Annotated in this window: 13 protein-coding genes; 8 read left to right on the top strand and 5 right to left on the bottom strand. The window is 66.8% G+C overall.

Translation table 11 applies throughout. The features are described 5' to 3' along the window. Positions 1-6 precede the first annotated feature (6 nt). The 5 genes from BMZ21_RS28985 (at position 7) to BMZ21_RS28965 (ending at position 5,501) form a co-directional block, all read left to right on the top strand. Positions 7-321: a rhodanese-like domain-containing protein gene (locus BMZ21_RS28985; RefSeq protein ID WP_091843311.1), complete on the top strand. Its 315-nt coding sequence runs from the start codon at positions 7-9 to the stop codon at positions 319-321. 153 nt (positions 322-474) lie between these two features. Beyond that, positions 475-1,428, top strand: coding sequence for a YiiG family protein (locus BMZ21_RS28980; RefSeq protein WP_091843307.1), 954 nt, complete (start codon positions 475-477; stop codon positions 1,426-1,428). A 119-nt stretch (positions 1,429-1,547) separates the two neighbouring features. Continuing rightward, complete coding sequence (locus tag BMZ21_RS28975) at positions 1,548-3,857, top strand: xanthine dehydrogenase family protein molybdopterin-binding subunit (RefSeq protein WP_091843302.1); 2,310 nt, start codon at positions 1,548-1,550, stop codon at positions 3,855-3,857. A gap of 132 nt (positions 3,858-3,989) precedes the next feature. Then, complete coding sequence (locus BMZ21_RS28970) at positions 3,990-4,421, top strand: c-type cytochrome (RefSeq protein ID WP_091843298.1); 432 nt, start codon at positions 3,990-3,992, stop codon at positions 4,419-4,421. A gap of 147 nt (positions 4,422-4,568) precedes the next feature. Next, on the top strand, positions 4,569-5,501 hold the full coding sequence (locus BMZ21_RS28965; protein ID WP_091843293.1) for a cytochrome c: 933 nt from the start codon (positions 4,569-4,571) through the stop codon (positions 5,499-5,501). A 13-nt stretch (positions 5,502-5,514) separates the two neighbouring features. On the opposite strand, the gene BMZ21_RS28960 is transcribed toward BMZ21_RS28965, so the two are convergent. Further along, positions 5,515-6,396, bottom strand: a complete 882-nt coding sequence (locus BMZ21_RS28960) for an aldo/keto reductase family oxidoreductase (protein ID WP_091843289.1) — start codon at positions 6,394-6,396, stop codon at positions 5,515-5,517. A gap of 95 nt (positions 6,397-6,491) precedes the next feature. Here BMZ21_RS28960 and BMZ21_RS28955 point away from each other — a divergent pair, with 95 nt between their 5' ends. Continuing rightward, the gene (locus BMZ21_RS28955) at positions 6,492-7,400 is read left to right on the top strand and encodes a LysR family transcriptional regulator (protein ID WP_091843285.1); all 909 of its coding nucleotides are present in this window, start codon (positions 6,492-6,494) and stop codon (positions 7,398-7,400) included. 6 nt (positions 7,401-7,406) lie between these two features. Here BMZ21_RS28955 and BMZ21_RS28950 read toward each other — a convergent pair whose 3' ends face one another. The 4 genes from BMZ21_RS28950 to BMZ21_RS28935 all read right to left on the bottom strand — a co-directional run bounded on the left by BMZ21_RS28950 (position 7,407) and on the right by BMZ21_RS28935 (position 10,510). Continuing rightward, positions 7,407-8,027, bottom strand: a complete 621-nt coding sequence (locus BMZ21_RS28950) for a helix-turn-helix domain-containing protein (RefSeq protein ID WP_091843280.1) — start codon at positions 8,025-8,027, stop codon at positions 7,407-7,409. Positions 8,028-8,148: 121 nt separating this feature from the next. Next, entirely contained in the window at positions 8,149-9,078 is a 930-nt protein-coding gene (locus BMZ21_RS28945; RefSeq protein WP_091843277.1) for a DMT family transporter, read from the bottom strand. A 133-nt stretch (positions 9,079-9,211) separates the two neighbouring features. After that, positions 9,212-9,664 (bottom strand): GNAT family N-acetyltransferase, encoded by a 453-nt coding sequence (locus BMZ21_RS28940; protein WP_091843274.1) that lies wholly within the window; start codon positions 9,662-9,664, stop codon positions 9,212-9,214. Positions 9,665-9,730: 66 nt separating this feature from the next. Beyond that, positions 9,731-10,510, bottom strand: a complete 780-nt coding sequence (locus tag BMZ21_RS28935) for an SDR family oxidoreductase (RefSeq protein ID WP_091843270.1) — start codon at positions 10,508-10,510, stop codon at positions 9,731-9,733. A gap of 125 nt (positions 10,511-10,635) precedes the next feature. Here BMZ21_RS28935 and BMZ21_RS28930 point away from each other — a divergent pair, with 125 nt between their 5' ends. Together BMZ21_RS28930 and BMZ21_RS28925 are read left to right on the top strand one after the other, a co-directional pair. Beyond that, a complete protein-coding gene (locus BMZ21_RS28930; protein WP_091843267.1) occupies positions 10,636-11,460 on the top strand; it encodes a UDP-2,3-diacylglucosamine diphosphatase in 825 nt (274 codons plus the stop codon). Then, complete coding sequence (locus BMZ21_RS28925; RefSeq protein ID WP_091843263.1) at positions 11,460-12,560, top strand: glycosyltransferase family 4 protein; 1,101 nt, start codon at positions 11,460-11,462, stop codon at positions 12,558-12,560. Before BMZ21_RS28930 ends, BMZ21_RS28925 begins: the two co-directional genes overlap by 1 nt.

Genomic DNA, 12,560 nt, shown 5'->3' with positions numbered 1-12,560 from the left:
AGCAGCATGATCGTACACGACCTCGACATCGATGCCGTCAAGGCGGGCCTGGCCGATGGCTCGATCCTCATCGTCGACGTGCGCGAGCCGCATGAGTTCGCCGCCGGCCGCATTCCGGGCTCGGTGTCGCGGCCGCTGTCGCAATTCGATCCTGCCGACCTGCCGAACGAGCCGGGCAAGCGCGTCGTGCTCTCCTGCGCCGCCGGGGTGCGCTCGCTGCGGGCGCTGGAATTCGCGCAGGCGGCCGGACTCGACATCGACAGCCACTATATCGGCGGCTTCAAGGATTGGGCGATGCGGGGAGAACCCGTAGAGCGCTGACATCCCCTGAGCCCTCATCCTGAGGAGCGCTCGGCAGGATGAAGGCTTTGAAGGTATCGACGAGGTGCATCGCCTTCCGGTTGCGGTCAGCGGCACCAGCGTCGATAACGTGGCGCGGCCTCAAATCCGGCCGTGGTCGACCAAAGGTGCCCTATGAAGGCCTCCCGCCTGCTGAGCCTCTCCCTGGCAGCCCTGCTTTGCTCCGTGTCCGCAGCGCCGCCCGCCTTTTCGCAGGCCGCCCCGCAGACAGCAGCGAAGAAGCCGGCGCAGGATCCGGAGCTGCAGGCGGCGATCGCCAAGTCGAATGCCTATACCTCGCTTTCCAACCGGACGATCCGGGCGATCGAATCCTGGGATCGCTACAAGAGCTGGGTCGACTTGAAGAAGGGCCCGACCGGCAAGGAGCGCTACATCGATTACGGGCTCTACAGCCTCTATGACGTCAAGGACGAGATCGCCAAGGCCGAGGCGGCCGCCGGCCAGCCGCCGGCGCAGCCGGAGCTAGACGCCGCCGTGAAGCGCTATATCGCCGCCTATCAGGAGCTGGCGCCGCTGATCACCCGGGCCGAGCGCTATTACGAGCGCAAGGACTATCGCGGCGACAATGTCGCCGAGGGCCGCGAGCTGCATGCCAAGATGGTGCCGGCGGCGGAGGCTTTCCTGCGCGAGCGGACCGTGTTCGGCAATCAGCTCAACGGCTACAAGAAGGGCATCGACGCGCGCGAACTCGCCGCGATCGAGGCGAGCGAGGGCCGGCAGGCCCGCTGGCAGCTGCGCAACATCATGATCAATGCCCGTGCCGTCATGGACGTGATGCCGAGCAACGAGAAGCCGATCGTCGACCTGGCGGCCTTCGATACGGCGCTCGCCGGCTATTCCGGCGCGATCAAGGAGATGGACGCGTTCAAGGACAAGAATGCGTCCGGCGTGCCGATGATCGATTCCTCGGCCAGCTCCTGGCTCGGCAACCTGCGCGATTTCCGCGAGAAGCTCGGCAAGTCGAAGGGCGACGTCCGCAAGGGCGCGGCGGGCGACGCCAACCGGATCGTCTCCAGCTACAACATGATGGTGAGCATGGCAGACAGCGCCGCGCGCATGATCCGCTGAGTTTCAAGTCCCGCCTGCTTGCGCCCGGCGCATCCCGGCCCCCCTATATGGACTGGGGTGACGGCGCGGCTATCCTGCGCCAGTCTTTCTCATTCGAGTGATCCGAAGGAAGTTTGCCGATGCGTCCGATGAAGTTCGGGATGGGCCAGCCGGTGCGGCGGGTCGAGGATCAGCGCCTGACAACCGGCACCGGCCGCTATACCGACGACACCGCGGTCGAGGGCGCTCTGCACGCCTATGTGCTGCGCTCGCCGCACGCGCATGCCAAGTTCAAGATCGTCGACAAGCAGGCGGCGCTGAAGCGCAAGGGCGTCAAGCTGATCCTGACCGGCGAGGACGTCGCGCATCTCGGTGACATCCCCTGCAAGGGGCTCATCAAGGACATCTCCGGCAAGAACGTGAAGCCGAATTCGGTGCCGGTGCTGCCGACCGACACGGTGCGCCATGTCGGCGAGGCCATCGCCTTCATCGTCGCCGAGACGCTCGACCAGGCGCGCGACGCCGCCGAGGCGATCGAGATCGAGTTCGAGACGCTGCCGTCGATCACGGGCATCGCCGAGGCGCTCGAGAGCGGAGCGCCGCAGGTCTGGTCAGATCGCGACGGCAATGTCGCCTTCGAGGCGGAGCAGGGCAATCGCGAGCGGACGGAGAAGGCCTTCGCCAAGGCCGACCGGACGATCTCGATCACCATCGTCAACAACCGCCTCGCCTCCAACTACATGGAGACGCGCGCCTGCATCGCCGAATACGACAAGGCGACCAAGCGCTGGACCCTGACGCATGGCAGCCAGGGCAGCCACGGCACGCGCGACATCCTCGCCAACTACATCCTCAAGGTCGATCCCTCCCGCATCCGGGTGATCACCCCCGATGTCGGCGGCGGCTTCGGCACCAAGATCTTCATGTACCGCGAATACCCGCTGACCATGGTCGCGGCCGAGAAGCTGAAGCGGCCGGTGCGCTGGGTCGCGGACCGTACCGAGCACTTCCTCGCAGACACCCACGGCCGCGCCAATCTCACCACCGCGACGATGGCGCTCGACAAGCGCGGCAAGTTCATCGGCCTCAAGGTCGATCTCGCCGCCGACATGGGCGCCTATCTCTCGCAGTATGGGCCCTTCATCCCCTGGGTCGGCACGACGATGACGCCGGGCTGCTACAATATCCCGGCGGTGCATGTCCGCTTCCGCGGCGTCTTCACCCATACGACGCCGGTCGACGCCTATCGCGGTGCCGGGCGGCCCGAGGCGGCCTATCTGATCGAGCGCCTGGTCGATGCGATCGCGCGCGAGACCGGCAAGAGCCCCGATGCGGTGCGGGCGCTCAACTTCGTCAAGCCGGCCGAGATGCCGCACAAGACGCAGACCGGGCCGGTCTACGATTCCGGCGAGTTCGAGGGCCATATGCGCCGCGCCATGGAGGTGGCGGACTGGAAGGGCTTCAAGAGCCGCCTGAAGAGCTCGCAGAAGGCCGGCAAGCTCCGCGGCATCGGCCTAGCCTGCTATATCGAGGCCTGCGGCGGCGGCGGGCCGGAGAGCTCGACCGTGATCCTGGAGAAGGACGGCACCGTCACCGTGCTGATCGGCACCCAGTCGAACGGGCAGGGCCACGAGACCGCCTATTCGCAGCTCGTCGCCCAGCATCTCGACATCCCGCTCGACCGCATCAAGGTCGTGCAGGGCGACACCGACCGGATCGCGACCGGCTCGGGCACCGGCGGCTCGCGCTCGATCCCGGTGGGCGGCGCGGCGCTGAATGCGGCGACCGGCATCCTCGCGGACAATCTCAAGAGCCTCGCCTCGGAGGCGCTCGAGGCCGCCCCGGGCGATCTCGAGATCGTCGACGGGGCCGTGCGAATCGTCGGCACCGACAAGGCGCTCGATCTCAAGGCGATCGCCAACCTGCCCGGCGCCAAGGCCGAGCAGCTCAGCGTGCATCAGAGCTGGACGCCGCCGGAGGCGACCTATCCGAACGGCACGCATGTCGTCGAGCTGGAGGTCGACCCGGCGACCGGCGGCACCGAAATCCAGAACTATGTCGTGGTCGACGATTTCGGCGTGACGCTGAACCCGATCATGCTGCAGGGGCAGGTCCATGGCGGTGCGGCCCAGGGCATCGGCCAGGCGCTGATGGAGGAGATCCGCTTCGATTCGTCCGGCCAGATGCTGACCGCGACCTTCATGGACTACGCCCTGCCGCGCGCGATCGACATCCCGAACTTCCATTTCGAGACGCGCAATGTGCCCTGTGTCACCAACGCCCTCGGCGTGAAGGGCGCAGGCGAGGCCGGGGCGATCGGTGCCTGCCCGGCGGTGATGAACGCCATGGTCGATGCGCTGAACCGCGCTGCCGGCATCAAGGCGATCGACATGCCGGCGACCCCACCAAAGGTGTTCTCGACGTTGAAGGCGGCGGGCTATCTCTCTTGATGCAAGGAGGCGTTTGCTTCCTTGCAAGGAGATTCACGACAATGCGACTTGGCGCTGTCGTGCACGTCAGGTGATCTGGAAGAGTTCAAAACAGCGCCGGGTCCGGCGCTGCCTTCCGGAGGATTCCCACGCATGCTTCGCTCTGCTTTCGTCGCCCTCGGTCTCGCCGTCGGCATTTCCGCCGTACTGGCCCAGGCCAACCCGATCTCCGAGCGGCGCGACGCGATGAAGGCGGTCGGCGCCGCGACGCGCGAGGGCGCGGCGATGGCCAAGGGCGAGGCGCCGTTCGATGCCGCCAAGGCGCAGGCGGTATTCAAGGTCTATGGCGACGCCGCCAAGAAGATGCCGGGCCTCTATCCGGACAGCGCCAAGACCGGCGGCGAGACCACGGCGGCGCCGAAGATCTGGGAGGACCAGGCCGGTTTCAAGGCCGCTTTCGCCAAGTTCGAGGCGGATGCCGCCAAGGGCGCTGCGGTGACCGATCTCGCCGGCTTCCGCACCGCTTTTGGTGACGCCACCAAGAATTGCGGCACCTGCCACGAGACCTACCGCATCAAGAAGTAACGGGCGGCTTCAAGCCGCCAGATTTGACCTGATCGAAGGAGCGGGCTTCCTTGAGGGAAGGCCCGCTCCATTCGTGTCTGCGAGGTTCGGCTCGAACCCTGTCGCGATACGAGCGTTGTTTGCCCGGGACAACCGAATGAGGAACCGATGCGCCGCCTGCTGATCACGCTTCTGGTCTTCATCGCGTTCGGCGTTGCCGGCTTCTTCGTCCTCACCGATCCGCGTGTGGTCTCGCCTGGGCCCGAGGTCGGCACGCTGCCGGCGCCGGATCTCGAGAACGGCAAGCTGCTGTTCGCGGCCGGCGGCTGCGCCTCCTGCCACGCGACGCCGGGGCAGGACGACAAGAGCAGGCTGGGCGGCGGGCTGGTGCTGGAATCGCCCTTCGGCAAGTTCCATGTGCCCAATATCTCGCCGCATACGCGTGACGGCATCGGCAACTGGGGCACGGCCGACTTCATCCAGGCGATGACTGCGGGCGTCTCGCCCTCGGGCCAGCACTATTACCCGGCCTTTCCCTATACCTCCTACCGGCAGATGCCGGCCAAGGCGGTGGCCGATCTCCTCGCCTATATCCGCACGCTGCCATCGGTCGAGGGCAAGGCGCCGGCCCATGAGCTCGGCTTCCCCTTCAACATCCGCCGCCTGGTCGGCGGCTGGAAGCTGCTGTTCTTCGACGGCGCGCCGTTCAAGGCAGATCCCTCCAAGAGCGAGGAATGGAATCGCGGCGCCTATCTGGTGAACGGTCCCGGCCACTGCGCCGAATGCCATTCCAGCCGCAACCGGCTCGGCGCGATCGTCCAGGCAACGCGCTTTGCCGGCGGTCCCGATCCCGAGGGCAAGGGCTGGGTGCAGAACATCACCCAGGCCGAGGACGGGCTCGGCAAATGGTCCAAGGCCGAGATTGCCGAGCTGCTCGAGACCGGCTTCACGCCGAGCTTCGACAATGTCGGCGGCTCGATGGCTGCAGTGGTGCGCAACATGGCGCAACTTTCGGATGCCGACCGGCTGGCGATGGCTGAGTACCTGAAGTCGCTGCCGGCGGTGCAGGGGCCGGCGAGGCCGCCGAAACCCGCGGGCTAGCCGGACCCCATACTCAGACGGTCGCTGCGCCTGCCGCGATCCGGTCCAGCATGCTCAACGCATCAGCCGGAAGCTGGAGTTCCACTGCCGCCAGATTTTCGCGCAGATGGCCGGTCGACGACGTGCCGGGGATCAGCAATATGTTGGGCGCGCGCTGCAGGAGCCAAGCCAGCGCCACTTGCATCGGGGTCGCATCGAGCGCCTTGGCGACATCGGACAGTGCGGTCGATTGCAGCGGCGTGAAGCCGCCGAGTGGGAAGAACGGCACATAGGCTATCCCGGCAGCGGCGAGGTCATCGATCAGGGCGTCGTCATGCCGATGCGCGAGATTGTATTGGTTCTGCACGCAGACGATCTCGGCGATGCCGCGCCCCTGCGCCAGCTGCTTCGGAGTTACGTTGCTGAGCCCGATATGGCGGACTAGGCCCTGGCGCTGCAATTCGGCGAGCGCGGTAAGCGGTGCCTCGATCGAGCCTTCGGCAGGCCCGTGCACATCGAACATGACGCGCAGATTGACAACGTCGAGAGCATCCAGACCGAGATTGCGCAGGTTGTCATGAACTGCGCTGGTCAGCTCCTCGGCGGAGAAAGCCGGATTCCAGGAGCCGCCGGCGCCGCGCTTTGCGCCGATCTTCGTGACGATTACGAGATCGTCCGGATAGGGGTGGAGCGCCTCGCGGATGATCTGGTTAGTGACGTGCGGGCCATAAAAATCGCTGGTGTCGATGTGGTCGACGCCACTGGCGACGGCTTCGCGCAGGACTGAAAGAGCTGCCTGCCGATCTTTGGGCGGGCCGAACACGCCCGGCCCCGCCAGTTGCATGGCGCCATAGCCCATGCGCTTCACCCGACGCGTGCCGAGCATGAATGTTCCGACTTTGCCGATGTCCGTCATTGACCTGTCTCCTTTGGCTTGACCGAGCATGTACGCGGTCGGCATATAATGGATAAGACAGCTCAATCGGCACGGGCTGTTCGGGAAAGCGAACAATGGCGGCTGATCTTGGCGACCTCACGGCCTTCGTCGCGGTTGCGCGCGCCGGCGGCTTCCGCGATGCGGCGCGGGCCAGCAATGGCAGCGCCTCAAGTTTCAGCGAGGCCGTGCGGCGGCTCGAAGCGCGGCTCGGTGTGCGCCTCCTCAACCGCACCACGCGCAGCGTCGCGCCGACCGAAGCGGGAGCCCGCCTGCTCGACAGGCTGGGACCGGCGCTCGGAGAGGTCGAGGCGGCGCTCGACGTCGTCAACGGCTTCCGCGATCGGCCTGCCGGGACGCTGAGGCTGAACGTGCCGGTCAGCGCGGCGCGGCTCGTGCTGCCCAGGATCGTGCCGGCCTTTCTCGCCGCCTATCCCGACATCACTCTGGAGGTGATCGCCGAGGACAGCTTCGTCGACATGCTCGCTTCGGGCTGCGATGCCGGGATCAGATATGGCGAGCGTCTGGAGCAGGACATGATCGCGGTGCCGATCGGCCCGGCCGAACAGCGCTTTGCGACGGCGGCGTCGCCCGCCTATCTCGATCGCTGCGGGCGGCCTGAACATCCGCGCGACCTGCTGGGCCATGCCTGCCTGCGCGGCCGCTTCTCGAGCGGCGCGATGACATCCTGGGAATTCGAGCGCGACGGCGAGATCGTCCGCGTGGAGCCGAGCGGCCCGCTCATCGTTCGTGCCGGCGCTGCGATCGACCTTGCCGTCGAGGCAGCGATTGCGGGCAGCGGCGTCATCCAGCTCTTCGAGGACTGGCTGCGGCCTCATCTCGACAACGGCGCGCTGGAGCCCGTTCTCGAATCCTGGTGGGAGCGCTTCCCCGGGCCGTTCCTGTACTATCCGGGCAGGCGTCATCTGCCGGCGCCGCTTCGCGCCTTCGTCGACTTCGTCAAGGCGCAGGGGCGATGGCCGTGACTGCGTCTAGTCCATCACCGCGGCCTTGAGGATGCAGACCATCAGGGCGGTGCCGGGCTGGTCGCCGATGCAGCGGACGATGTGCTGGCGGTCGCAGCGATAGCGCAGGGTCTCGCCGGCCTTGGCGCGCTGGGTGATGCCGCCGACATCGACCTCGAACTCGCCCGCGCTGACCGAGAGCGATTCGATCGAGCCGCGCTGATGCCCTTCCGAATCGAGCTCGCCGCCCGGCTCGGCGCTGACCTCGTACCATTGCAGCCATTCGACCGTCTTGATCCAGCCGATGATGGCGAGGCGCAGCTTGCCGTCCTCCGAGACCAGGATCGGCGTGTCGGGCCGGGCGATCTTCTCGATGAAGGCCTCTTCCTCGTTGTTCGAGAGCACGCGCTCGATCGAGACATCGAGCGCCTGCGACAGCCGCCAGATCGTCGCCAGCGTCGGATTGGTCTCGTTGCGCTCGATCTGGCTGATGATCGACTTGGCGACACCGGACTGTTCGGCCAGTTCCGAGAGCGACAGGTTGTAGGCCTTGCGCAGCCGCTGGATGGTCTTGCCGAGCTGGCCCGAAATCACCTGCGCGCCGGATGCGAGCTCCCGGCCGCCACGTTCCCTGGTTTCGATGCCCATTGTGCTCATGCCTGCCGTCGCTCCTCTTGCCCGTCCAGAATGTGCCGTTTGGGAAAGAGAACGATTGGTTTGTCTTAGCGGACAATGCCTTGGATCGCTCCAGGCGGCAAGTCGAGTGGCTTCAGACCGAGCGGGACGGGCCGGCCTCGCGCGTCTCCTTCTTGAGCAGGCCGAGCTGCTTCTCGCGCAGGATGACGTAGATGCCCGACGCGATCACGATCAGCGAGCCGATGAGCACCGCCTGGACCGGCCATTCGCCGAAGACGAACCAGCCCAGCGCGGTCGCCCAGATCATCGTCGAATACTCGAACGGCGCGATCAGCGAGGCGTCGCCATAGCGATAGGCCTGGACCAGCAGCATCTGGCCGAGACCGCCTAGCACGCCGATGGTGACGAGCAGGATGAAGTCCTTCAGGTCAGGCACGGTCCAGCCGAGCGCGAGCGTCAGCAGACCGAGCAGCGAGGTCAGCGACATGAAATAGAAGACGATGGCGCCGGTCTTCTCGGTATGGGTCAGCAGCCGGACCTCGATCGAGGCGAAGGCCGAGCAGAAGGCGCCGGCAAGCGCGAGCAGGGCGCCGATGGCCGGGCCGCCCGAGAGCCCGTGGCCGAAGGCCTGCGCGCCCATATGCGGGGAGAGCATCAGGAGCACGCCGAGGAAGCCGACGGCGACCGCGGTCCAGCGATAGATGCGCACGCGCTCCTTCAGGATCAGCGCCGCCAGCACGACGACGATCAACGGCGCGGCATAGCCGATCGCGACCGCGTCCGAGAGCGGCAGCAGATGCAGCGCGGCGAAGCCGAGGAACATGCCGGTCGAGCCGATGACGCCGCGCTTGAGATGGCCGCGCAGATTGCTCGTCTTGAGCGCCTCGGGGAATTCATGCCGCCAGGCCAGCCAGATGATCAGCGGGATCAGCGCGAAGAACGAGCGGAAGAAGACGAGCTCGCCGGTCGGATAGCGCGAGGCCAGCGTCTTGATGCCGGCTGACATCAGCGTGAACGACAGGGCCGAGAGCAGCTTGAGGCTGATGCCGAGGAGCGGTGACAAGGGAACAGGTCGGGCGCGAGGAATGGAAGTCTTGTGCAAGACCTCCAGTCCTTAGACCACGAGCGCCGAGCCGTTCCAAGCGCCGATCTTGCAAACCGGACCGGCGCGCTGCGGGACGCGATGGCGATGCGGTTCAGGCGAGGCGGTATTCGAGGATCTCGTCGTCCCTGTGGTCGAACGTGCCGGTCGAGGTCCAGCCCAGATGCCGATAGAAGCCATAGGAGCGCACCGCCGGATCGGGCGAGCAACTGAGGAACAATCTAGCGAAGCCAAGCTCCCTGAAGTCGGCGACGACCAGGTTCAGCAAGGTCCGTCCGACACCTTTGTTCTCATGGTCGGGCAGCAGCGCCAGCACGGCGATCTCGCCGGTCTCGCGCTCGCCGAAGCAGTAGCCGATAATCTCATCGGCCTCGGTCGCGACATGGCCCGGCAGGCTGCCATCGGCGATGCCGGCCTGCCAGCTTTCGAGCGTGACACCGGCTTCCGCGAGGCGCTCGACCGAGAAGGCGTTCTCCCGTGTCCTGCCGCGTAGAACGACGCAGGCAGGCGTATCCTCCGGGACGGCGCGGCGATAGGCGATGGTCATTGGTCTCGGTTTGGTACTGGAGGGTGAGAGCCGGAGCGCATACTGACGCGCCCCGGCTGGCCCGGTTCAGAAATTGGCGCGGAACGAGCCGCCGTCGATCAGGAAGTTCTGGCCGGTGATGTAGCCGGCATGGGCGCTGGCGATGAAGGCGCAGAGCTTGCCGAACTCGTCGGGCGTGCCGAGGCGGCCGGCCGGTACGGCCGCGAGCCTGCGCTTCGTCGCCTCCTCGATGCTGATTCCCTGCATCTCGGCGACCTTGTTGGTCGCGGTCTTGATCCGGTCGGTATCGAACACGCCGGGCAGGATGTTGTTGATGGTGACGTTGGCATGGGCGATCTCGCGGGCGACGCCGGCGAGGAAGGCGGTGAGGCCGGCGCGGGCGGCGGAGGAGACGTCGAGCCCGGTCAGCGGAGTCAGAACACTGGCAGACGTGATGTTGACGATGCGGCCGAAGCGTCGCTCGATCATGCCGTCGACCACACGCTGCACCAGCTCCAGCGGGGTCGCCATGTTCTGCGCGACGCCTTCGAGCAGTCCCTCGCGCGTCACCTCGCGGAACGGCTTGGGCGGCGGGCCGCCATTGTTGTTGACGAGGATGTCAGGATTGGGCGCGGCGGCGAGCAGCGCATCCTGACCGGCCTTGGTTCCGACGTCGGCGACGACGGCGATCACGGTCGCGCCGGTGCTGGCACGAATCGCGGCCGCGGTGTCCTCAAGCGTCGTGGCGTCACGGCCGTTGACGACGACGGTGCAGCCCGCTTCGGCCAGTGCCTGCGCGCAGCCGCGGCCCAGCCCCTTGCTTGAGGCGCAAACGATGGCCGTGCGGCCGGCGATACCCAGATCCATGGTCGTCTCCCGGAAAGGTCCGTTCCTGTGCGGGCAGGCAAAGCATGCTTTTGCCGCCGCGTCATCAAAGCGTAGTGCAAATCAGACACACGCCGCAGGCAAGGCAACAGCATGGGCCGGCGGCCATGAGCGACGACAGCGACGCCAAGCAGGTTCGCAGCATCTTCATCTCGGACCTGCATCTGGGCACGCGCGGGGCCCAGGCGGATCTCGTGCTGGAGTTCCTGCGCGACTATGACGCGCCGACGATCTACCTGGTCGGCGACATCATCGATGGCTGGCGGCTGAAGAGCGGCTGGTACTTTCCGCAGTCGCACAACGACGTGGTGCAGAAGCTACTGCGCAAGGTGCGCAAAGGTTCGAAGCTGATCTACGTTACCGGCAACCACGACGACTTCCTGCGCGACTACACCGGCCTGCAGTTCGGCGGCATCACGCTGGTCGATGACATCGTCCACGAGACGGCCGACGGCAAGCGCATGCTCGTCATTCACGGCGACCTGTTCGACCTCGTGGTGCGCAATGCCAAATGGCTCGCACTCCTCGGCGACTGGGCCTACACGATCGCGCTCGTGCTCAACCACGGCATCAACAAGGTCCGCCGCGTCCTTCGCCTGCCGCACTGGTCGCTCTCGGCCTGGGCCAAGCACAAGGTCAAGAACGCCGTGAACTATATCGGCGAGTTCGAGCAGTGCCTCGCCGACGAGGCACGCCGTCACAAGGCCGACGGCGTGATCTGCGGCCACATCCACCATGCCGCGCAGCGCGAGATCGGCGGGCTGACCTACATCAACACCGGCGACTGGGTCGAAAGCTGCACGGCCGTGGTCGAGCACGACGATGGCCGCTTCGAGATCGTCCGCTGGCCGCAGCATCGGCAGAAGGGCGAGAAGCTTGCGCCCGTCATGGCACGCCCGACGCCAGCGCCGAGCCTCGTCGAGGCCGCGTGATGCGCGTCCTGATCGCGACGGACGCCTGGCGCCCGCAGATCAACGGCGTGGTGCGCTCGCTGGAGCGAATGGTCGAGGCGGCGCCGGAGTTCGGCGTCACACCGCATATGCTGACGCCGGAAGGCTTCTGGCAGGTCGGCCTGCCGTCCTATCCCGACATCCGCATCGCACTGGCGACGCGCCGGCATGTCGCGAGGCGGATCGCAGAGTTCGCCCCGGACCATATCCATATCGCGACGGAAGGGCCGATCGGCTGGCTGACGCGCGCCGTCTGCCTGGCCCAGAAGCGCACCTTCACCACGAGCTACCACACCCGCTTTCCGCAATATGTCGCGGCGCGCTGGCCGATCCCCGAAAGCTGGAGCTACCGCTTCCTGCGTCGTTTTCACGGGCCGGCGGCGGGCGTGATGGTCTCGACGGCCACCGTCGAGGCGGAGCTCAGCGCCCATGGCTTCGAGCGCATCCTGCGCTGGGGCCGGGGCGTCGATCTCTCGCTGTTTCATCCGCGCCCTGAGAGCGTGCTCGACCTGCCGCGGCCGATCTTCCTCAGCGTCGGCCGGGTCGCGGTCGAGAAGAACCTCGAGGCCTTCCTGTCGCTGCGCCTGCCCGGCAGCAAGGTCGTGGTCGGCGACGGCCCCGCCCGTGCCGACCTCATGCGCGCCTTCCCGGAGGCGCATTTCCTCGGGGCGCGCGAGGGCGAGGATCTCGCGGCGATCTATGCCTCCTCCGACGTCTTCGTCTTTCCGAGCCTGACCGACACCTTCGGCATCGTGCTGCTGGAGGCGGCGGCGAGCGGGCTGCCGGTCGCAGCCTTCCCGGTGCAGGGACCGAGCGACGTCTTCGCCGGCAGCGAAGCGGCGGTGCTGCACGAGGATCTGCGCAGTGCTGCGCTCTCGGCCCTGCGTCTGCCACGCGAGGCCGGGCTGGAACTGGCCAAGCGCCACAGCTGGAACAGCAGCGCGGAGCAGTTCTACGGCCATATGCGCCGGGCGATGCAGGCGGCCGCCGCCGGCAAAATGGTGCGTATCGAGCCGGCGCCGGCCGCGACGACAGCGCTGTCCGTGCGGCTTGAGCCGGCGGAGCGGAAGGAATTCGCGTAA

This window comes from Allobosea lupini (genome assembly GCF_900109525.1).
Lineage (GTDB): Bacteria > Pseudomonadota > Alphaproteobacteria > Rhizobiales > Beijerinckiaceae > Allobosea > Allobosea lupini.
This window is presented reverse-complemented; position numbering and strand designations above follow the sequence as displayed.